The sequence below is a fragment of the Arenibacter sp. P308M17 genome (genome assembly GCF_003426735.1).
In the GTDB taxonomy this organism is placed as follows: Bacteria; Bacteroidota; Bacteroidia; order Flavobacteriales; family Flavobacteriaceae; genus Arenibacter.
In genome coordinates this window covers 451845-474604 of record NZ_QVON01000001.1, presented here as the reverse complement: position 1 = coordinate 474604, position 22760 = coordinate 451845, and the positions used below count along the sequence as shown (strand labels likewise).

The 22760-nt window shown below is 40.6% G+C and carries 15 protein-coding genes and 1 tRNA gene; 4 read left to right on the top strand and 12 right to left on the bottom strand.

Annotated features, from left to right (window positions below; translation table 11 throughout):
* Positions 1-49: 49 nt before the first annotated feature.
* Both D0S24_RS01925 and D0S24_RS01920 read left to right on the top strand, forming a co-directional pair.
* Entirely contained in the window at positions 50-3823 is a 3774-nt protein-coding gene (locus D0S24_RS01925) for a reprolysin-like metallopeptidase (protein WP_117018166.1), read from the top strand.
* Between the two features lie 132 nt (positions 3824-3955).
* Complete coding sequence (locus D0S24_RS01920; RefSeq protein ID WP_117018165.1) at positions 3956-4639, top strand: hypothetical protein; 684 nt, start codon at positions 3956-3958, stop codon at positions 4637-4639.
* A gap of 5 nt (positions 4640-4644) precedes the next feature.
* Here D0S24_RS01920 and pth read toward each other — a convergent pair whose 3' ends face one another.
* The 3 genes from pth to D0S24_RS01905 form a co-directional block, all read right to left on the bottom strand.
* Complete coding sequence (gene pth, locus D0S24_RS01915; RefSeq protein WP_117018164.1) at positions 4645-5274, bottom strand: aminoacyl-tRNA hydrolase; 630 nt, start codon at positions 5272-5274, stop codon at positions 4645-4647.
* An 88-nt stretch (positions 5275-5362) separates the two neighbouring features.
* Positions 5363-5992: a 50S ribosomal protein L25/general stress protein Ctc gene (locus D0S24_RS01910; protein WP_117018163.1), complete on the bottom strand. Its 630-nt coding sequence runs from the start codon at positions 5990-5992 to the stop codon at positions 5363-5365.
* 45 nt (positions 5993-6037) lie between these two features.
* Positions 6038-6979 (bottom strand): ribose-phosphate pyrophosphokinase, encoded by a 942-nt coding sequence (locus D0S24_RS01905; protein WP_117018162.1) that lies wholly within the window; start codon positions 6977-6979, stop codon positions 6038-6040.
* A gap of 331 nt (positions 6980-7310) precedes the next feature.
* Here D0S24_RS01905 and D0S24_RS01895 point away from each other — a divergent pair.
* Together D0S24_RS01895 and D0S24_RS01890 are read left to right on the top strand one after the other, a co-directional pair.
* Positions 7311-7390 (top strand) — tRNA-Leu (locus D0S24_RS01895).
* A gap of 501 nt (positions 7391-7891) precedes the next feature.
* Entirely contained in the window at positions 7892-8575 is a 684-nt protein-coding gene (locus tag D0S24_RS01890; protein ID WP_117018160.1) for a GDSL-type esterase/lipase family protein, read from the top strand.
* Positions 8576-8862: 287 nt separating this feature from the next.
* Here the strand turns inward: D0S24_RS01890 and D0S24_RS01885 are convergent, their stop codons facing one another.
* The 9 genes from D0S24_RS01885 to glpK all read right to left on the bottom strand — a co-directional run bounded on the left by D0S24_RS01885 (position 8863) and on the right by glpK (position 22746).
* A complete protein-coding gene (locus D0S24_RS01885) occupies positions 8863-9810 on the bottom strand; it encodes an HAD family phosphatase (RefSeq protein WP_117018159.1) in 948 nt (315 codons plus the stop codon).
* A 4-nt stretch (positions 9811-9814) separates the two neighbouring features.
* On the bottom strand, positions 9815-10615 hold the full coding sequence (locus D0S24_RS01880) for a glycerophosphodiester phosphodiesterase family protein (RefSeq protein WP_117018158.1): 801 nt from the start codon (positions 10613-10615) through the stop codon (positions 9815-9817).
* Between the two features lie 135 nt (positions 10616-10750).
* The gene (locus D0S24_RS01875) at positions 10751-12739 is read right to left on the bottom strand and encodes a calcineurin-like phosphoesterase family protein (RefSeq protein ID WP_117018157.1); all 1989 of its coding nucleotides are present in this window, start codon (positions 12737-12739) and stop codon (positions 10751-10753) included.
* 57 nt (positions 12740-12796) lie between these two features.
* Complete coding sequence (locus D0S24_RS01870; RefSeq protein WP_117018156.1) at positions 12797-14047, bottom strand: hypothetical protein; 1251 nt, start codon at positions 14045-14047, stop codon at positions 12797-12799.
* Positions 14048-14108: 61 nt separating this feature from the next.
* Complete coding sequence (locus D0S24_RS01865) at positions 14109-15338, bottom strand: BACON domain-containing protein (protein WP_117018155.1); 1230 nt, start codon at positions 15336-15338, stop codon at positions 14109-14111.
* A gap of 25 nt (positions 15339-15363) precedes the next feature.
* Positions 15364-16932 (bottom strand): SusD/RagB family nutrient-binding outer membrane lipoprotein, encoded by a 1569-nt coding sequence (locus D0S24_RS01860; protein WP_117018154.1) that lies wholly within the window; start codon positions 16930-16932, stop codon positions 15364-15366.
* A gap of 11 nt (positions 16933-16943) precedes the next feature.
* Positions 16944-20246, bottom strand: coding sequence for a SusC/RagA family TonB-linked outer membrane protein (locus D0S24_RS01855; protein WP_117018153.1), 3303 nt, complete (start codon positions 20244-20246; stop codon positions 16944-16946).
* Positions 20247-20493: 247 nt separating this feature from the next.
* Complete coding sequence (locus D0S24_RS01850; RefSeq protein WP_117018152.1) at positions 20494-21228, bottom strand: MIP/aquaporin family protein; 735 nt, start codon at positions 21226-21228, stop codon at positions 20494-20496.
* Positions 21229-21249: 21 nt separating this feature from the next.
* Entirely contained in the window at positions 21250-22746 is a 1497-nt protein-coding gene (gene glpK / locus D0S24_RS01845; RefSeq protein ID WP_117018565.1) for a glycerol kinase GlpK, read from the bottom strand.
* Positions 22747-22760: the final 14 nt, after the last annotated feature.

Sequence of the window (22760 nt, the reverse complement as noted above, 5' to 3'; positions counted from 1 at the left end):
TTCGAATAATAAAAAAACTTATCTTTGAGTTTGTACAAAAACCTGCTTGATGGTTGTAAAATTACGTCTTGTTTTTTCAATATCCATATTTTTTCTTTGCTATTGCGGATTTGGGCAAACCAAATATTGGCAAAAAACCGAGTCAAGGGGCAAGAATATCAATAGGCAGACAGCGGCATTAGCAATAGGCCAAGGCCTTGTTTTTTCTTTGGAAAAAGATATTTTTAGCAATGAACTAAAGTCGGCCCAAATCCATAAGTCTTCAAAAACAATAAGCTTTCCAGATGAAAACGGGGACTTGGTCCCTTTCGTTGTACGGGAAGCCCCCGTACTTTCTCCGGAACTTTCCAAGAAATACCCCCAAATAAAGTCGTATGTAGGCAGGGGATTAAAGAATAACAAGGACAGGGTAAGATTTAGTGTTTCCCAAAAGGGCATACAAAGCATGATCGTATACGGGGGAGACAAAAATGCCACCTATATGCAAAAAGTATCGGGTTCGGACAATGAATATGTAGTGTACAATAGGAAGGATGCCTATATGATGAACAGCAATTTCATTTGTAGTACCACTTCCCTGATCGAAAAGGAAAAAGGACCCTCCGCCTTAAAGTTGGTGGATGGCCAAGTACTAAGAAAATTCAGGGTGGCCATTTCGGCAACCGGGGAGTATACCGAGTTCCATGGCGGAACGGTACCCGATGCCCTTGCCGCCATTAATGCGACTTTAACCAGGGTAAACGAAGTCTTTGAAACCGATCTGGGCATCCGCCTGGAAATTGTAGCCAATACAGATCAAGTCATATACACCAACAAGGACACGGACCCCTACGGCATCAATTTAAATTCCGAGGTACAGAACACCCTTACGACGGTCATAGGCCCGGAAAACTACGATGTAGGCCATTTGTTCCAAAATGATGAAAATGGGGGAAATGCCGGTTTCATTGCTTCGGTCTGCATAGACTCCAGAAAAGGAAGTGGCTATTCTTCCGCTTTGGTTCCGCAAGGAGATGTTTTTGATCTGGATTTTGTGGCCCATGAAATGGGGCATCAGTTTGGTGCCTCCCACACCTGGTCCTTTGAGTCCGAAGGCACCCAGGTCCAGGCCGAACCGGGAAGCGGAACGACCATTATGGGCTATGCAGGTATTTCCGGCAGCAACAATGTGGCCCTAAACGGAGATGACTACTTTCATTACTACAGCATATTTCAGATATTGGAATATATAAAAACAACGGGTTGTGCCCAGGAAATTTCCTTGTTGGACAATCCACCCGAAATAGTGCCCACAGGTAACTTTACCATACCAAAATCTACCGCCTTTAGGTTAAAGGGCAATGCCACGGATGTGGATGAAGTTGATATCCTCACCTACAATTGGGAACAGATAAATGACGGTGTAGTTACCCATAATACCTTTGGACCAACAAATCTGAGTGGCGCCAACTTTAGATCCTTAAAACCAACGGTATCCCCAACCAGATATTTTCCGAGGTTAAGCAGTATCGTATCGGGCAATCTTACCCAGACCAATCCCAATGTAAATACCACCTGGGAAACCGTTTCCGATGTAGAAAGGGAAATGGATTTTGCCCTTACCGTAAGGGACAATGCCCTTGGGGGAGGGCAAGTTACATCGGATCTGGTCAAAGTTAAGGTTATAGACAATGCGGGACCGTTTGTAATAACTTCCCAATCCGCCAATGAGCAATATGTTGCGGGCACGAGACAAGCCGTTGTATGGGATGTGGCAAAAACAGATCAGGGCCCGGTAAACACCCAAAAAGTGGACATTTATTTTTCGGCAAACGGGGGCGCTTCATTTCCCATACAATTAGCGGACAGCGTGCCCAATGACGGACAACAGGATATCTTGATCCCAGGATTTGCCACTCCTACCGGCCGTATAATGGTCAGTGCCCACAACAATATCTTTTTGGCGGTAAATGCTTCCGATATTACCATAACACCCTCCGATATAGTGTTGGGCTTCGACCAATTGCAGCACGAAGTTTGCCAAGGTACTGATTTGGTAGTGCCCTTCACCTACCAGACCTATAATGACTTTTCAGAGGAGGCTACCTTTTCCGCTACCGGAATGCCCTCTGGATTGTCCGTTGACTTCTCCCTTACTACTGCAATGGCAAACGATACCCCGGTGAGCATTAGCTTTACCGATACGGATTTGGTAAATCCCGGCAACTACCCCATAAACATAGTGGCCACAACGGCAAATGTTACCAAGGAAGTGATCATCGATGTTAAAATACTGGAAACTACATTTACGGATGTTGTGCTGCAATTGCCCGCCAATGGCGCTACAAATACGCGTATTGCACCACAATTGGAATGGGAATCCAATATTTCCCATACCTCCTATGATGTCGAGATTGCCACTGACGTGGCCTTCACCAATATCATTGATACCACCACTGTTATTTTCAACTCCTATTTAAGCCCCGACCTACAAGAGGAAACTACCTATTATTGGCGTGTTAGACCCAAAAATAGCTGTGGGGAAGGAACCTTTGGCCCTGCCTTTAGCTTTACCACCCTAGAACAGAACTGCGAATTGGAATCCGCCAAGGACTTGCCCATTACCATTTCAACGACCGGGGCACCTACGATAACATCTACCATCACTTTAATGAACGATCTGCCTGTGGCCGATATCAATGTGAATTTGGACCTGACGCATACCTTCCTTGCCGATTTGGAAGTAAGCCTTATATCCCCTGCCGGCACTCGGGTAATTCTTGTCTCCAATTCCTGTGGCGGAAATCAGGATATAATGGCAACATTTGATGATAGTGCTGAAGGGTTCATATGCGGTACAACTCCGGCCATACAGGGTACCGTAAGGCCCTTAAGTTCTTTGGCCGCTTTTAATGGGGAATCTACCTATGGGGACTGGATATTGGAAGTCAAGGATATTGCGGCCTCGGACGGAGGAACTTTAAACGCATTTTCCATGGACATCTGTGTAGAAGGCGTCTTTAGAGCGGATGAGGACAAGGATGGCGTTTTCGATGATGGGGACGACCTATGCCCTAACACCCCCTTGGGGGCAACTGTAGACCTAAACGGGTGCCCTGTTTATATTTTACCTACCGATAATTTTGAAGTGGAAATCAACAGTGAATCCTGTAGCAATCAAAATAATGGCTCTATCCGTGTCGTGGCCGGGATTCATATGGATTACGACCTAACCCTTAATGGCAATGGTATAAATGAGAGCAGTAATTTTACCAATTTCTTTTTTAGGGAAGGCCTTGCAGCCGGTACTTATGAAATATGTATTATTGGCATGGAAGATGGCAAGGTGTACGAACCCTATTGTTTTGAAGCCATCATTACAGAACCTTCGCCATTCACCGTTACTTCAAAGCTAACGGACACTGGAAGTCAGGCCATATTGAACCTGGCAGGGGGCGACATGTACCATATTGAATTAAATGGTATTGTTATGCAAACCAAATCTTCGAGCATAAGCTTGGACCTAAAACAAGGCATCAACCAAATAAAAGTGCACACCAATCTGCCATGTCAGGGCGTTTATGAAGATCAATTGTATCTTATGGACAAGCCTTTGGTATTCCCCAACCCCTTTGAGGAGGAAATCAACATTTTACTCAGTAATGGACCGGATGTCGTAAATGCCCAAATTTTCGATTATGCCGGTCAGTTGATAAGTAATAGGGATTATATCCCGGATAACCATGAAATTAAAATTAATTTTACAGGCTGGCCCTCCGGCGTTTATATCCTTAAGATTAAGGGAGAAGGTGTAAACAGTAATTTTAAAGTAGTAAAAAAATAAACGGATGAAATATCCATTAACAAAATTTTCAAACCTCCCGATAATTATCGGGACGAAAATGATTACTTGGATATTACATCTGACCGATAAAAAAACCTGTCTGCCGAACAGGCAGGCAATAAATATAAACGGATGAAACCAATAACCATAATCCTATGTTTTTTGGCCCTAACAGGATGCGGAGGAAAGGACAGTCCCAAACCACCCTCGTCCGCCCTATTGGTCTTTCCCCAAAAAAATTCGGAATGCAACACAGGCCTAAACGTAGCGGGAACCAATACTTCTACGGTGGAGTTTAGATGGCAGGGTGCGGACCACACGGAATCCTATGAATTGAGGGCTACCAATTTAAATACCAACACCACCCAAACCATTGTAGTGAGCGGTACTTCGGCAAATTTGACCATTGAAAAAGGAACCCCATATTCTTGGCTGGTAGTTTCCAAAAACACCAAAGTTCCGGAAACGGCACGTAGCGAAACATGGCAATTTTTTAATGCCGGTGCAGAAACCACCCATCCCCCTTTTCCCGCAGCGGTCATATCTCCAAAGACAGGATCGAACATAGCCAGGGATATCAACAATGAAGTTCTTTTGGATTGGGAGGGCGCCGATGTGGATAACGACCTTGAAGGCTATGAGGTGTATTTTTCTACCGAAACCCCGCCGACCACGCTGATAGGTACGCTTACATCCGGGCAATCCAGTCTAAAGGTAAGTGTTGCAGCCAATACCGTGTATTACTGGCGAATAATTACCATGGATAGGGAAGGCAATACGGCTACCAATACCATTTCGGAATTTAAGGTACGTTAAACAGGTTAGGTACCATTGTATTCGTTCATGGTCCTATTGACCCCGGAAAGGACAAAGGAGCGGATCAGGGCATTGACTCTTGCAAATCGTTCTGTCAAGGCCTCCTTTTCCTCTTGGTTCCATTCTCCCAAAACGTAATCTATTTGTTTGCCTTTTCCAAAATCGGAACCAACACCAAACCTTAATCTATTGTAATTGGTAGTAAGCAGGTACTGTTGAACATCCTTCAATCCGTTATGGCCCCCGTCACTTCCTTTGGTCTTTAAACGGATGGTCCCGAAAGAAAGATTAATGTCATCAGTGATGATAAGTACATTTTCAAGGGGTATATTTTCCTTGTCCATCCAATATTTTAAGGCCTTTCCACTTCTGTTCATATAAGTAGACGGTTTGAGACAGATGATACTTTTTCCCTTAACCTTAAACGTGCCCACATCGCCCAATTTTGCGGTCTCAAAGCTAAAATCTTCCTCCACGGATAGGGAATCCAATATTTTAAAGCCGATATTATGACGGGTTTCAACGTATTCCTCCCCAATATTGCCCAATCCTACAACTAAAAATTTCTTCATGGCGTCTTTTTCATCCAACAATGTCCCTTTCAATTTAAAAATAGATGCTAAAAACCGGAACATATCCTTATTTTTTAAATCACTTCATCCTTAAAAATACAAAAGCATCCCGCAGATACGGGATGCTTTTACACTTATTTTTAGATTACATCTATGCTTCACCTCCATCAGTGGATGCGTCCGCAGCAGCTTCCGCTCCCTCTTCGTCTTCTTCCTCATCATCTACCAAGACCGCATTACGTGCAGCTTTAACCTGAACCACCACTGTATTTTCCGGGTGAAGAATGGTAAATTCATCCTTCAACAATGTAGATACGGAAATATTTCCTCCAATTCTCAATTTAGAGATATCCACATCAAAGAAATCGGGCAAATTGTCCGGTAAGGCCTTAATGGCAAGCTTTCTTTTTCTGAACAATAATCTACCCCCGTTTCTAACCCCTGGAGAATTCCCCAACAGTCTAACTGGAATGTCCATAGTAACTTCCTTGTCTTTGAACAACTGATAAAAGTCTACGTGTAAAATACTATCGGTTACAGGGTGAAATTGAATATCCTGCATTACCGCATCATACTTTTTACCACCTTCCAAATCAACCACAACGGTGTGTGCGTTTGGAGTGTACACTAAATCCTTGAACGATAGTTCTTCCGCTGCAAAGTGTAATGGTTTATCCCCTCCGTAAATAACGCAAGGAACCTTTCCAGCATTACGTAAGGCCTTTGTAGCTTTTTTGCCCACGCTTTCTCTTTCTGATCCTTTAATTGTAATTGACTTCATTGTATTTATTAAATATTAATTAAAATTATTCTAGTACTATAACTTCTACATCAAAAACTTGGAACTAATGGAAGTATTGTGGTGTACCCTGTGCATTACATCGGCAAACAACTCGGCACAGCTTATTACCCTAATTTTTTTACTTTCCTTTTTTAGGGGTATGGAATCGGTTACTATAAGTTCCGACAGTTTCGATTTTTCAATTTTTTCATAGGCATCCCCGGATAGAAGTGCGTGGGTAGTAATGGCCCTGACACTTAGAGCTCCCCGTTCCATCATTAAATCAGCAGCTTTTGTCAAGGTTCCGGCAGTATCTACCATATCATCTACCAAAACCACATTTTTCCCTTGCACATCGCCAATAAGTTCCATGTGCGAAATTACATTGGCCAGTGCCCTTTGCTTGTAACATATGACCACATCGCAATTGAGTGCCTTGGAATAGGCGTATGCCCTTTTGGATCCGCCCATATCCGGTGAGGCTATGGTAAGGTCTTTGAGGTTAAGGCTGTTCAAATAGGGCAAAAACAAAGTAGAAGCAAATAAATGGTCTACCGGCTTTTCAAAAAAACCTTGTATTTGATCGGCATGCAGGTCCATGGTAATGATCCGGGTAGCCCCTGCCGCCTCCAACATTTTGGCCACCAACTTGGCCGCTATTGGCACTCTGGGCTTGTCCTTTCTGTCCTGTCTGGCCCAACCGAAATAAGGCATTACCGCAGTTATGTGCCTTGCGGACGCCCTTTTTGCGGCATCCAACATCAACAACATTTCCATCAAGTTTTCAGAACTGGGGTTTGTAGACCCAATAATAAACACACGCATTCCACGTACAGATTCTTCAAAGGATGGCTGAAACTCCCCATCACTGTATCTGGAAAAAATAACATTGCCCAAATTGGAACCAAAATGCTCTGCTATTTTTTCGGATAGCTTTGTACTTTGGGTACAGGTAAAAATTTTAGGCTCCGGCACTTGATATGGCATTGTTAATGTCTTGTTTTTTAGTTTATTGCAACTCCTTTTTATAAGGAGGTGCAAATTTAGAAATTAATTTGGGTTGCTAAAGTATAAATCTTGTTATTTTTTTAGTGTTATAAAGAAATTATTTTTTAGTTTTGCAGTCTCAATTAAATCTCAGGCGTTTTTAGCTCCAGGGAAAATTGAAAACCAAAAAATAATTACCTTGCTCGAGTGCCTGCCTGCGGTAGGCAGGGCGGCCCCGATAGCTATCGGGATGGTAGACAAGTTAAAAATGAAATTTTGAGATTGCATATTAAGGTTGGCTTATTCCGACTTTAAGAAAATTACCTATAATGCTCGAGTGGCGGAACTGGTAGACGCGCTGGATTCAAAATCCAGTTCTTCGGAGTGTGGGTTCGATTCCCACCTCGAGTACTAAAAAAAGACTTAACAAGCTGAAATACTGCTTTTTAAGTCTTTTTTATTTACATTTATATATGATATTTGTACGGCTGTAATGTTTTATTTGTAAAATTATAGTTCTACCTCTTTATCATTTGGAGTCAAGGAGTCAAGACACAGAACTTTCAGTCTTTTTTTTATTAAATATTAATAAGTTAAAACAATTTTTATCAGGTTTGATTTGATTTACTGATTGATTTTAACCAACTCCATTTAACCGCTACAATGACATTTTTTATATTTCACATAGTATTAAATGGAATGCTTTTCTCCAAAGGTAACCTGCATATTGGATAATCAAAATTTTAATAATTTATACTTTGCTAATTGCAAAAACGCTTTCGTGATTTTTGCTGTAATCCGGCTTGCTCAAATAATTCAGCATAGCTTGGCTATATCATTTTAAATTTCATTTTGTTTTATAAAAAATTTCATTATATTTCGTTTTATTTCATTTAATTAACAAGTAATACAATGAACATAACAAAAATTTTACATTTCACATTCATTTTTCTGTTAGGCACATTTATAATTAATGGACAGGAAATAAAAATTGACACCACCTATAGACCTAAGACTTACGATGTACAAGTAAGACAATTTAAAAGCTATTTAAACCAATCCACCGATATCATATTTTTAGGCAATAGTATTACTGCAAGAGCTCATTGGAACGAACTTTTACGACTCCCTAATGCTAAAAATCGGGGAATTTCCGGAGACACTACTTTTGGCATTTTAGAAAGATTGAATGAAATAACAGAAGGACATCCGGCCAAAATATTTTTATTAATCGGCATCAACGATATTTCAAGAAACTTTCCAGATTCAGCAATTTTGGCAAATTACGAATCCATCATGAGGAGAATTGGGAAAGAATCCCCAAATACCAAATTATATATTGAAACCATACTGCCCGTAAACAGTAGTTTTGGAGTCTATAACAACCACTACAACAAGGACCAACATATCCTAAACATAAATAATGGCATAAAGAAGTTGGCACAAAAGCACCAAGTAACACTCATCGACCTTTATTCCCAATTTTTAGATGAAGAGGAAAGGCTTAATGCCATTTACACAGATGAAGGACTCCACCTTAATGAGAAAGGATATGAACATTGGGCGAAAATTCTAGAACCATATATAGCCCATTAAAAAGTAGGTCCATTAGTCTCTAATTCCAATAGAAAAATGTTCCTAAAAGGATTTTCAATACCATTTTTTATTGCAGAAAAGTTCCATGATCAATGAAGATGGGCTGGACCTAAAAATATAAATCTGCCTGCCTTTTTGTAGGCCTTTGAAACACTTAAAACAAAACATTGTTCCCAATCAATGATATGGACAGCTTTCCAGTTGTTTGTCATTAAAAAAGGGCCGACTTTAAACAAAAGTCGGCCCCGCTGGTCATCAAAAACTATATTAAACCTAATAAATATACCCTATTTTGTTATAGGATTAACCTTATTGGGCTTAATATTCATTTCTTCGGATACATAGTGATAGGAGCCTTCCGGAACGTCCTTGCAATATACGGCGAGCCCGTTGTGCCTATCCCAATATTCCTTAACAGTATGTCCTTCCATAGCTCCCGCATGTAGACCCTTTTCAACCTTTCCATCATCCGGGTTTACAATCATCTTAATTCCTATAGACTCGTTCATCATTTCAAGATCGCCCCTGCTATTGCCCCCAACAAATAAGGGCCTAGCTTTTATAAAAGTCTGTATAGCCTCTGCCTTACCTTTATCTTGGGGAATTGGATAGACTATTTTATCTGTAACCTTCCCTTGACTAATGACAGATTTAACACCTAAAATACGATTCTCAGGTATACCAAGATTCTCACTTACAAATTTTTGATATAAAATTTCAGGGGAAGCTGTCAGGACCCATATTTCAAATCCATATTCCTGCAAATTGGCCAAAAGTTCTCGCATCTCGGGATAGAATTTGGTTTGATACTTTGCACGAAAATAATTCTCACCTATGGTTTCTATCTCTTCTGGAGATAATCCGGACAGAAATCCAATGCGATTTTTAACATAGTCCACACCAACGTTATTGCCTTGAATGAGATTATTTATTATAGCCATTTTGGCCAATGACAAACTATCACTTCTTGCCGCGAATTTATCTTTGGCGTATGAATAAATAGCTTCATCTGCCAAATAATAAGGTGTCTGGCCAAACAAAGTTCCGTCACAATCAAAAACAGCAACTTTTCGTTCTTTAATGATAAGAGTGGAATTGAGAAAACTCTCTATCTTTTGATTTATCTCCGTACTCCAACCCCCAATATTTCTGTATGATTGTGTATGACCGATAAAGACGAACAACAATAGGCAGGGAAGTAGGAGTACTTTCTTGAGTTTTAGTTCAAACAGCATTTGTTTATCGCTTATTTTTATTCAGCACCTTAAAAAGCAGCTCCGATTCATTAGTCGTAATATAATCTACATTCTGGCGCAACAAGTCTTGTATATCTTCCTCATTATTGACTGTCCAGACATTAACTGTTAGCCCCAAATCCAAGGCATCCTTGATCCAAGTTGGATTTTTTTTATACACCATATAGTTGTAATCTATACCTGTATAACCCGCCTGTTTGGCTTCGGCCGGCGTTCTGTCCCCATTAAGATAGGCTATCTCCGCTTTGGGGTCCAGTTTACTTACCAATTGACCGGCATCAAAATCAAAACATATATATTCCACCAAAGACCGACCCTCTAAACTATGTACCATATCTACCGCCATTTTGGTCAACTTTAATGTTCTTTCTTTTCCAGAAGGGGCAGACTTGATCTCCAAGATCAATTTGGTCTTTTTTTGCTTGAGCCCTTCTTCCAGATAGGCTTTAAGGGTGGGTATCCTCTCCCCATTGGAAAGTTGCTTGGCCAATAATTCACTATAGGTGGAAGTTTCAATATCGATTCCCATAAAATCCTTATCATGATTAACTACCGGAATATCGTCTTTGGTAAGATGCACATCGAATTCCGAGCCATAGCACCCTAATACAATGGCTTCTTTAAGGGCGGCAATGGAATTTTCCGGAAGCCCCTGTGCCTTCCAAGCACCTCTATGGGCTATTACAGGATTATCTATACTTTTACAGCCTCCCGATAGAAGAGAAAAAGCCAAGGATAAAGTAGCTATTTTAATATTTTGGACAGTTAAGAATCTTGATGTCATTAATTTATTTATTAAACATTAAGTATAAAATTAATCGAATAGTGTAATTTACTTTATGGAAAAAGCGAAAAGTTTTAAGTCCCATCCCTCCTTTTCCTTTATTTTTAAAAATAGTTGGTATTTTATTTTCTGAAATCAGCTCATATTTAAAGAAAAGGCTTTGGGACGTATCATGCTTTCAGTATAAACATTTCCAAATCGGTCCGTTACCTTGATTTCGAGCGTCGTACCCGGTGCCGAAGCCATTACTTTGAATAGGTGCGATGTTTCATTGGTTGCAAACGAACTTGTAGGTGTTGCCCCTGCATTTAAACGCAGCGCATCATATGAAATAATATGCAATGGATCTTTTGCCACTATTCGTGCCACTTCCAGATTTTCACCATTTTCAGTTACCTCAATTGTCCAATCCTTTTCATAGGACCAAATATTTATTAAAACCTCATTGTTACTATTCTGCAGGGCGTATGGACCCGCATACGGTGCTAATTCAGAATCCGTAGATTGCGGGGCAAAATTGGCAGCTGTAATATGTACCGAATTTAAATCATAGGTACGGAATTGATACTCTTCACTGTACCCAATGCTTTTATAACGCCATTGCATATCCCTTCCGTTCATCTGCCAAATCCCATATCCTCCAGGGCTGCCATCTTTACAGATATGATTATTGGCATAGCCATTTTTACCCGTCCACCACCATGTGGCACAAATGGCCGCTGTATTGTGCTCCATCAAATTGGCCTCTTCCTCTACCCTATAATTTACATGCGTGTGACCCGTTAAAACATGGACTGTAGTAAATTCTTTAAGGCTTTCTATTAGATCGTTCCCGTTGCTTAAATAAACTTCACTGACCTGATCGCCATTTTGATCCAAGGATGGTTTTTTGTACAGTGGCGTGTGCATAGCTACCACGATAGGAGTACTTTTATCGGTAATGGTCGAGAGATCCTTTTTCAACCATTTCATCTGTTCAGAGTTAATGATGTAATTGTAGTTACGACTACCCACAGTACCTTGCGAACCTCCCGTATTTATATATTCAACATCATCCAATACCACATAATGGATATCCCCCAGATTGAAAGAATAATAGGTTGGCCCCAGAACATCCCTATACTTATTTTCAGCTTCCCAGTCATTGGCATAGTAGGGATCATAATCATGGTTCCCTATCAGATTAAAGACAGGGCAATTTAGCATGTTCATATAAGGTAGGTACTCGTTCAATCCAAAATTATTGTCGTACCAATAAAGATCCCAGGTCATATCACCTAGGGTCAATACATACACCTTGGTCCCATCAGCTGCGTATTTGTCTATACTTGCATTTACGTCGGGGAGTACTTTGCCCGTATACTGATCAATATCGTTATTGCGATTGGCCAAATGCCAGTCTGCCATTGGGATAACCACATGTTTTTGGTTGTCTACCTTGATCAGGGAAAAATCCTTTTGCTCCACTGTGCTGACACTACTGCTTAAGCGCTTAAAAAATTGAGGGGCGTTTCCTGTAGTTACCACTTCATAATTTCCGGGAATGGAAATAAATACAAAGCCTGTTTTTTTTAGTGAAGGAAGGTAATATATCCCTTCTTCATCGGTAATCGCAACTTCATGGCCATCCGAGACCGCAACACCGGGGATACCCTTCCCATCTGAAAATACAATTCCCTTTACCGTCATTCCTTCCATATCCGGAATATGGGTGTCAGCAATCAAATTAAGTAAAACAGTGCCCAATACCAAGCTTTCTGTTCCCCTGACTACAGAAATCTTATAGTTCCCTGTTGCAAATCCGATAGGTACGGAAAAAACCACTGTGCCATCCGTAACCGAAGTAACCTCACTGGCAAAGGGTTTAAGGGAAGCTAAGGAAGGGGTCAATTGTATTTTATCCCCTAATTTGAATCCTTTCCCTATTAAGGTAATATTGCCCTCTTCAACTATGTCCATGCTTGATGGAATGGAGACCCCTGTAATATTTAAATTGTTGTCTCCGTCTACAGGACCGCTCCCTTCATCTTCACTACAACTCGAAAATGCCACTCCCATACCGCTCAATCCGGCTATGGTAGTCAAGCCTCCCATTCTTATAAACTTTCTTCTTGTATTCTCCATTTATATCTTTATTGATTTTGCGAGCTAATTTCCGTGAAAACCGCCTGCTTAAAAAGGTTATTCATAGTTGGAAAAGTGAACCGCAAATATGCAGCGATTAACCTGGCTACCATTTGCAGCACCACTATTGGGTTCGTATTCCGTTAAACTCCAGAGATAATCATATTGCTTTTCATAGTATAATGATTCTGCTCCATAAGGCCATCTATAACGTACTGTATTGGAGGCCCCATCTGTGTAACGTGCCAATCGTGCCGTAGAACCATATGATGACGATGGGGAACCTGTACAGGACAACCATGTTCTTGATCCCTTTCTAAAAATTCCCTGCATTCCATGGGCATGATCATCTGCAAAAAGGGAATTTTTGGGAATAAAATATTCAATTCCCGAATTAAGAACGGTCCCATTCGAGTCTATAGGAAAACCATAAATTTTTGGAACTACTGACGAACTCGCACTACCATGGGAATATTGAGCGGTCCAAAATTCATTTCCCTCTTCATTTAGTTGAATTGTAGAAAAGGGATTGGCCCCGCCATTGATATCATAATACTCCATCTGAGGCAGAATATACCTGTAATTAAATGCATATAGGTTTCCACCGGAATCTTGGCCGCATTTTGTGCTAGTGGATGAGCCTGTTGAAACTTCCACTATTTTATTAAGGTCGAACACCCTCATACCAAGGTTGGTACTGGCAATGTAGATTTTATCATTAAAATAGGCAACGCCACCAGCATGTAAGTTTAATGGGGCGTAGCTTCCATATTGAGTATATCCGGAAACACTTGAGGGTATTACATCATGCACCAAAAGTATATGTCTGTACATAAGATATGTACTGGAACTTGGACTAATATCAAGTAAGGTAATACGTGACCCCTTATAATCCGAAGCATTTCGCGCATACCAAGTAATCAGCAGATACCTTATACCGTTTTTTTTAAATCCCGCTATTCCCTGAGGTCTCCAAGAAGCCGTTGTTTCATCGCCACTATTCCAGCGAATTCCTCTTGCCCTGTTTGCTTCTGGGACATTAAAGCCATAGACTTCCGTATAGGAACTGCCACCTATGGCCTGTCTGTTTTTATCGAGCTGATCTGGACTTAAAAATGAAAAACCGCTACTTATATAACTATCCGAGTAGCTGTGGTTAACCGATATTCCCGATGCAACTAAATTTTGCACCGGGGTAGTTGCTTCTTTTTCCGAGGCTGTTGGGGCATCTGCCACTACATCTTCTTCCGTACAACCTATAGATAATACGCATACCGCAAAACAAACAATATAAAACTTTGTTCCCATATTAGATATCTTTAGTGTAAGGATCGTTAAAAAGCAACTACTTTAGTTACACAATTTTGATTTATTCGATTATTTTTACCTTGATATCGTCAAGAAAAATTCGGTTTTTACCTTTACCAACGCCTACCAGATTATAATCGCCCCCCAGAAACTTTATTTTTGTTTCTGCAGTTGCCCCAGTAATAATAAACTCATAATTGGAAGATTCATCTTCCCATATAGCGATACATTCCGGATCGCTATCGTAATCGGGCCAATTATCAATTGTCAATGACCCTATATTGGTAGTTCCTGGGCCAACGACGCTCACGTTAAGAATATTATCATCTTCCGTACCTCCCTTGGTCTTATAGGGTACGGCCTTAAAAGTAACTCTTAGGTTTTGTGGTTCTTCCAATGCCGATAAAGCCGGAGAAATCAAATCACCTCCATAACCAGTTTTACCCAACTTAAGGAACCCAGTGCGAGCGTAGACCACCTTTTGGTTGCTTGAGCTAACGTTCTCCGTACTGTTCCATCCCCTGTCCATCTCTTCGGTACTCCAAGAATCCATTCTGGTTTCCCCTGTTGTGGTATAAAAGATAGTACTACCATAATTCAACCAGTCAAAACCCTCCTCCAAAATAACATTGCCCGGAGATTGGGTAATAGTAATTTCCTGATCCAAATTAGGGTACTGAGCCGAACTAACTGTTAATTTGGCTACACGTTCCTCTCCAGTGTTTTTAGCCGCAATCAATTTTATTACACTTTCCGATAAATCCGTACCGGTCAACCAACTACCATCAACTATGGTATAGCTCCAATTTACATTGGATTGAACATTAATGGTTACATCTGTTAGAGCGGAAGGCACGCCAATGCCACTTTCGGAATCTTCGATTACTATAAACGGGACGTTGGCCTCTTGGTCCACTCTGAAAAGAACGGGTTGTTCATTTCCATCAACAATAAATGCAAAATTGGCATTACGTGGTTCAAAGGTATCATTTCCCTCTACTATAAATTCAAAAATACCGTCATCTTCCCCCTCTGCAGGAAAAGCCCTTATCCAATCTACTTGACTTTGGGCTACAATTTGCCACGGGCGATTGGACCGTACAACATAATTTTCCGTAGCGCCATTGATATCTACGGAAAGACCGGTAGGGTTTTCTTCAATTCTAAAATATGGTTCTTCTTTGACCACGTTTTCATCATCACTACAGGAAATAAAAATCAGGGGGCAGAGGAAAAATATAAATAACAATATCCTTCCCATTCGTTTTAATCTAAAAAAATTATTTCTCATCTTATTAAATCTATATTGATCATTATTAATTTCCTCCTTGAATTGCCTGTTGGCTCCACCAAACAGGAGTTTTCATAGTATTGCCCCCCATCCTTGCAATTGCTTCTTCAACGTTGTCGGGATTTGTTGCCAATGTAGTGGTGGGATAAACAAACCTTGTAGGTAGGGTATAATCGTTAAAAACAGTACCTGCCCCAATGGTTAATTCGGGATAACCTGTTCTACGAAATTCATGATAAGCTTCCATTCCGATCCAAAACAAGGCTAGATATTTTTGGTTACCTATTAACTCGTTCTTATCAGAGGCCTTATCCCAAGATGCCAAATCGGATTTCAATAAGGCTGTAATATCTGCATTTTCCACAGTGACAGGAGTTTCACTATACTGGCCATATTCCGCCCATTTTTCAACCGAAGCCGTAACCCCATTTTCATAATATTCCTTTGAGGCTGATTCCCCACCTGAAATTAGACCTCTCAATGCTGCCTCGGCCAAAATAAATTGAACTTCTGCATAATCCATAAAACTTCCTGGAGCATCTACTCTAGCCAAAACTGCTGTATTTAACCAAGAGGACCCACGATCCGCATCACTTTGATCTTGTTCCGGAACGCCCGATACCGTTCCCTTCCATACGTTGTCCGGATTGACACTCAAATTAGGATTTTTCTTTCCAATAATAGGAAGTCGGGGATCAACAAAAGTTTCTTGGCCATTGCCATCTTTAATGACGGCCATCTTAATAAGTTGCTCGGTCAGTTTTCTACCCGAACTGGTAAAACTACCTTCGTTTGTATCCGCGAATTGACTTCGATATGGGTCGTTCCCTGAAAATACAACTGTGGCATTATCTGCATTTGAAGTAAATATGGGATAGGTAGAAGGATTGTTGATTATCTCTGTCATTTTTGCTCCCACATTCATTTCATTACGTCCACTTACCCGCATGAGCAGTCGAAGATATAAGGAGTTATTAAATTTTTGCCATTTTTTCATGGACCCGGAATACATTCCATCAAGAGCCGGTTTTATAAATATGGGTTCAGTAGCGTAAATAGCATTGGCAGTGGCCAGATCTGCAAACATTTGTTCATACACCTCCTTCTGGGACTCGAACTTTGGCTTGGTAGTTCCATTTGCCTTACGGGCGGTAAAAGCCTCAGAGTACGGAACATCTCCAAACATATCCGTAAGATTGGACATATAAAGAACCTTCAAGGTTAGAGAAATTGCCTCCAATGAGCGATCTTCCTGTTCAACACTTAAATCGTACAAATGGGAAACATTATTGCCATATCTACTGTAAGCATTCCAAACACTTTGCCAATTGCTGTCACTTATAAAATAACGATGTTCCTGACGAGTTGTTCCGCCTGTAAATGCCGTAAATTGAATAAGTTCATTATTCCAGTACCAAGTATAATTTAGCCAGAAGTTGGCCCCATTGTATAACAATGGTTCAAACATACCGCTAGCCTGTATCTGACCTACATTAGTTGTATTTGGATTTGTATTGATTTCTTCAAAATCTGCAGTACAAGCATGGCCAATTACTGTTAACAATCCAATTGTTATTATTTTTATTTTGTTCATATCCTGATTATTTAGAATGAAAATTTAACGTCAAAGCCATAAGATCTTGTCATTGGAAAGGACATTGATTCTATTCCCTTGTATATATTGGATCCGTTCAGCATTCCTGTTTCCGGATCATATTGTGGAAAATCCGTAATGGTAAATATATTGGTGGCGTACACTCCAAAACTTAAGTCGTGCAAAAAGCCCGTTTTCTGTAACACCTCTTGTGGCAAATTATAATTCAGGCGTAATTCCCTCAATTTTAAAAATGAGTTGCTAAAAGTATTCATCTCCACATTATTACGATTCCATATATATGAATTATAGTACGTTTGAATATTTTTGGTCACTGTATTGTTCTTTTGATAACTTACAGTTCCGTCGTCATTGTTAATGACATTTACACCTTCATGTACAAGGCCATCGTATCTTCCTTCCAAAGAATTTTTAAGTTTCCCCTGGTATGAAAGGGCAAAATTGGTTACAGAAAAAGTATTTCCTCCCATTTGTCCTGTAAATGAAGCCATTAAAGAAAAATTCTTATACCTGAAACGTTGCACCATTCCACCTCGCCAATCGGGATTTACATTTCCAAGTTTGCGATCTGGGGATTCATCCAGAACAGGGTAACCATCGGCATTTACAATATGCATTCCGGAAGCATCGACTTCTGCCCCGTTTTCATCAGTATAGGTTGATCCTTCAGGTGCTCTTTGAAATCCACGGCCATATAATTCATGCATTTCCTGACCTACATAGGAATAAACATATACCCTTCCCCCTATGGTAGTACCCATATCGGTTTCCAAGGGTACCTCCGGATCCCAACCGTCTTGCAAACTAACCAATTTGTTCTTGTTTTTAGACCAGGTAAGATCAAATGACCATTCAAAATCCTGACTTCTTACCGGCACAAAACCAGCAGAAACCTCTAATCCTTCATTGGTTATTTCTCCGGCATTGATTTTCAACCCTGTAGCACCTGAAATCTGATCCACATCAACCGAAACGATCTGGTTAGTTGTGGATGAATGATAGGCAGTGACATCGAACGAAATGCGGTTTTTGAAAAGTTTAGCTTCCAAACCGGCTTCCCAACTCTCCACATTCTCTGGCTTGATCAGTGGATCTGGAATTGTTCCGGGCAATACATATCCTCCAGGATAGGAAGACGTCCCATAGTACTGATCTAACGAATAAGGCGAAGTATCGTTCCCCACGTTCGCCCATGATAAGCGCATTTTTGTAAAATCTACCCAGGGCACATTGGATGGAAAATCAAAGATTTCATTCATTAAAATACTGGCAGCCACGGACGGATAAAAAAATGACCAATTCCCTTCAGAGAGGGTACTGGACCAATCATTACGACCTGTAATATCCAAATAGTACGTATCATCCCAACTTAACGAAGCCAACCCATACAAACTATTGACAATTTTTTTACTTCTATAGTTATAAGGATCAGGAATTACCCCAGTAGGGAGATTGGTGGTATGATAAACTCCTTCTTCTCCCAACTGACCCAATGTTATCTTACTGTTATAATACTCATTTATCCTGTTGTTGGCACCTATCATGGTAGAAAGGCCAAAGCGCCCGTTGGCAAAATCATTATTGGCATAACGCAACATAATGTCATTATTGTTCTCGATTACCCTAACGGTCTGCTCACGATAGAAACCATTTTGATAATCCGCTGTATAAAATGGTCTTCGTTGTGTGCGGAATTCATCTGACCAATCCAAGCCAGATCCAACGCTTAGGGTAAGATCCTTCATCAGATCAAAGGTCAAACCAATATTTCCAAAGACCCTATTCTTATCCTGAGTGTTTAGTTCCTCATATAATGATCGATATGGGTTAAATCCATTGGTGGAAGGATAAACCAATCCTTGGCCGTTCTCTCCTTGTGCAGACCAGTTGGCGTAATTATAGCGACCTTGAAAATACTCCTCTCTCCAATCATCAATACTATTTACATTAAATCCCCAAACCAAAGCATACATCGGGTTAGTCTCATTATACCCTCCACCAGGCATATTATCGCTTTCTTTCATATAATAATTAACCTTCGCGTTTAGTTTAATTTTTTCCGTTACGGGCGTATTGAAAGTCAAGGAAACATTTTTCCTATCAAAACCTGTATTCGGCATTATCCAATCATTCTTAAAATTGGTCATCGAAAAACGGGTAGATGTACCCTTCCCATTATTTCCACTAAGACTAACAGTATTGCTGGTCGTAAGTCCCGTTTGGAATAATCCGGTATACCAATCATCTTGATAAACAAATGGTAATTTCTTAAATTCGCCGGTGTCCCAGTTTTTTGAGGCGTACAGGTAACGCAATTTATTGGAATCAAATTTTTCACCAAAAGTATACCTCGAATAACGTCTTGGTACACCTACCCCATCCGGAGCCATTTCAGGAGTAAGTTCCCACAAAGAAAATTCACCTTCCCCCATGTCCGATCCATTTCCATATTCCGTTTGAAAATCAGGGAAATATCCCGCCTGTTCAAATGTCACGGAAGAACTGACCGAAATGCCCAAACCTTTATTTTTTCTTCCAGATTTAGTAGTGATCACTATAGCGCCATTTGCTGCTCTAGAACCATACAAAGCCGCAGCGGCGGGCCCCTTCAAAACAGATACTGAAGCAATATCATCGGGATTGAGATCGCTCATCCCATTACCATAATCGATCGGCGCATCACCTTGTGCATAGTTACTCACGCTTCGGGTAGCAGTAGCTCCAGAAGTCACTGGCACCCCGTCAATCACAAAAAGAGCTTCGTTGTTACCATAGTTCAACGATTGGTCTCCACGTAAAGTAACCCGAATAGAACCGCTAGGACCGGTTCCCGCCTGATCAAAAGTCAATCCTGCAACTTTACCCGACATTCCGTTCAGCCAATTTCCAGAAACCGTTTTTGTAATTTCTTCGCCTTCAACCTTGGCTATGGAGTAGCCAAGCGATTTCTCTTCACGGGTAATATTTAGAGCCGTGACAACTACCTCATCAAGAGTATTGGCATCCTCCAACATCACAATTTTTTGTAAAACACCAGAAGATGCTTTGACTTCTTTGGTTATATATCCTATAAACGAAACAACCAATTGAGCGTCTTTCGTAGAAGTCTTTATACTAAAATTCCCATCAAAATCTGAAACAACCCCATTGTTGGTACCCTTTTCTACAATACTTGCACCAAGCAACGGGATGCCTTCCTGATCGGTAACCTCCCCTTCAATAATAAAATCCTGACCCCAAGAGAGCAAAGGTAGCATGCACACTGCCAGAAGTTTTGTAATTCTTTTTCTCATTACTTTTTAAGTTTAATTGTTGATTAGCTAAACAAATTCCGAACCTGAATTTTTTGAATGAACACTATTTTGTTTCGAATTATTATTAACTTGTCAATAATACATAAATATTAATAATAAAACAAAACAATATGAAATAAAATATAATTATGTGAAATAATTCGAATGTTTTTTGTTGATTAACCAAAAAGCCCATTTCTTTCCTATTTGAGCACCCCCCTTAAAAGCAGGTCAAATTTTCTTAAAACTATATTCCTGATAAAAACAACATGAGCAATGCTGCTATAATGGCACCGATAAGCGGGCCAATTACCGGGATCCATGAATACCTCCAATCTGCCTTCCCCTTCCCTCTTATAGGCAAAATAGCATACATTATCCTGGGCCCAAGATCCCTAGCCGGGTTAATAGCGTATCCCGTTGTTCCTCCTAGCGACAAACCAATTGACCAAACTACAAATGCAACTGGGATAGCCCCTAAAGAGCCGAGTCCTATGACCGTTTCATTATCGCTAATGGTAGCATCGGTAAAATAAAGAACAGCAAAAAGAAGGACGAAAGTGCCCATAATTTCGCTAATTAGATTAGTAGCTGTATCACGGATAGCGGGATCTGTACAAAAAACTGCTTTTTTTAGTCCCCCATCAGAGGTCGCATCAAAATGTTTTCGATAAATTAACCATACCAAAAACGCACCTAACATTGAACCTATCAATTGCCCCAATACATAATGGGGCACATCTTGCCATGGAAAACTACCGGCAATGGCCAATCCGACACTTACCGCCGGGTTTAAATGCGCTCCACTGTATGGTGCCGACACCACAACACCAACATAGACTGCTAATGCCCAACCTGTTGTAATTACAATCCACCCACTATTATGTCCCTTGGTAAGATTCAATACTACATTGGCCACTACACCCCCTCCCAAAAGAATTAATAACATTGTTCCAATAATTTCTGCAATAAATGATGTCATTATATATCTATTTTTTATTGATTAATCTTGCTCCGCCCAATATTGAAGAGTATCAATGGCCTTGTACCACCCTTTTATGCCCTGTTGAATTTGTTTTCGATCATTGGTAGGCACAAAATGTCGATCGGTCTTCCAAATCTCCTGAATTTCTTCTAGATCCTTCCAAAAACCTACTGCTAGTCCCGCTAGATAGGCTGCTCCCATAACAGTAGTCTCTACTACTTTTGGACGCACCGTTTTAGTATTTAATACGTCTGCCTGAAATTGCATTAACATATCGTTTACCGTAGCTCCCCCATCAACTCGGAGCTCCTTTATTTTCACTCCGGAATCGGCTTCCATTGCCTTTAAAATATCCATTGTCTGGTAAGCGATGGATTCTAAGGCAGCTCTGGCAATATGTGCGTCGGTACTTCCCCTAGTGAGCCCAAATACTGTTCCCTGTACTCTTTGATTCCAATAGGGAGCCCCCAATCCGGCAAAGGCCGGAACAAAATAAACACCGTCTGAACTTTCTACCGAGCTTGCCAATTTTTCAACCTCGGAGGAGTTGGCTATAATTTTCAAACTGTCCCGCAACCATTGTACCACTGCCCCAGCAATAAATACACTTCCCTCAAGGGCGTAATATGTTTTACCATTAATTTTCCAAGCGATTGTTGTCAATAAATTATTGGTGGATATAATTGGCTTATCACCAATGTTCATAAGCATGAAGCACCCTGTACCATATGTATTCTTTACCATTCCCGGTCTTGTACACATCTGACCAAAAAGTGCAGCTTGTTGGTCTCCGGCAATTCCGGCTATAGGTATCCTGTGCGCAAAAAAATTGGGATGGGTATAACCGTAGATCTCACTTGACTCCCTTACTTGGGGCAACATATTTTTTGGAATAGTGAAAAGCTCCAATAATTCATCGTCCCATTCCAAAGTGTTTATATTGAAGATTAAAGACCTACTGGCATTAGTAACATCAGTAATATGGAGCTCGCCCTGAGTCATTTTCCAAATAAGCCAGGAATCTATTGTCCCGCACAGTAATTTACCAGTCTCGGCAAGGTCCCTGACGCCGCTTACATTGTCTAAAATCCATTTCACCTTTGTGGCCGAAAAATAGGAATCGATAACCAAACCAGTTTTAGCCCTTATTAGGTCGGCCTTCCCCGACAAATTAAGCTCATCACAAAAATCTGCTGTTCTTTTGTCCTGCCAAACGATAGCATTATATACCGGATCTCCGGTTCTTTTATCCCAAACAACAACAGTCTCCCGTTGGTTCGTAATACCGATAGCTGCAATATTGGCCCCGCTTAGTCCTTTTTTGGTTACAACCTCTGCTGCTATCCCAGCCTGAGTAGACCAAATTTCAACAGGATCGTGCTCTACCCAACCTGGTTTGGGAAAATACTGTGTAAACTCTTTTTGGGCTATAGATACAATATCGCCCTTTTGGTCAAAAATTACTGCCCGGGAACTTGTAGTACCTTGATCCAAGGCAAGTATATATTTCTCCATATTAGAAATCATAG

Coding starts and splice junctions, on each gene's coding strand:
- D0S24_RS01925 (WP_117018166.1), top strand. CDS start 50: ATGGTTGTAAAATTACGTCTTGTTTTTTCAATATCCATATTTTTTCTT.
- D0S24_RS01920 (WP_117018165.1), top strand. CDS start 3,956: ATGAAACCAATAACCATAATCCTATGTTTTTTGGCCCTAACAGGATGC.
- pth (WP_117018164.1), bottom strand. CDS start 5,274: ATGTTCCGGTTTTTAGCATCTATTTTTAAATTGAAAGGGACATTGTTG.
- D0S24_RS01910 (WP_117018163.1), bottom strand. CDS start 5,992: ATGAAGTCAATTACAATTAAAGGATCAGAAAGAGAAAGCGTGGGCAAA.
- D0S24_RS01905 (WP_117018162.1), bottom strand. CDS start 6,979: ATGCCATATCAAGTGCCGGAGCCTAAAATTTTTACCTGTACCCAAAGT.
- D0S24_RS01890 (WP_117018160.1), top strand. CDS start 7,892: ATGAACATAACAAAAATTTTACATTTCACATTCATTTTTCTGTTAGGC.
- D0S24_RS01885 (WP_117018159.1), bottom strand. CDS start 9,810: ATGCTGTTTGAACTAAAACTCAAGAAAGTACTCCTACTTCCCTGCCTA.
- D0S24_RS01880 (WP_117018158.1), bottom strand. CDS start 10,615: ATGACATCAAGATTCTTAACTGTCCAAAATATTAAAATAGCTACTTTA.
- D0S24_RS01875 (WP_117018157.1), bottom strand. CDS start 12,739: ATGGAGAATACAAGAAGAAAGTTTATAAGAATGGGAGGCTTGACTACC.
- D0S24_RS01870 (WP_117018156.1), bottom strand. CDS start 14,047: ATGGGAACAAAGTTTTATATTGTTTGTTTTGCGGTATGCGTATTATCT.
- D0S24_RS01865 (WP_117018155.1), bottom strand. CDS start 15,338: ATGAGAAATAATTTTTTTAGATTAAAACGAATGGGAAGGATATTGTTA.
- D0S24_RS01860 (WP_117018154.1), bottom strand. CDS start 16,932: ATGAACAAAATAAAAATAATAACAATTGGATTGTTAACAGTAATTGGC.
- D0S24_RS01855 (WP_117018153.1), bottom strand. CDS start 20,246: ATGAGAAAAAGAATTACAAAACTTCTGGCAGTGTGCATGCTACCTTTG.
- D0S24_RS01850 (WP_117018152.1), bottom strand. CDS start 21,228: ATGACATCATTTATTGCAGAAATTATTGGAACAATGTTATTAATTCTT.
- glpK (WP_117018565.1), bottom strand. CDS start 22,746: ATGGAGAAATATATACTTGCCTTGGATCAAGGTACTACAAGTTCCCGG.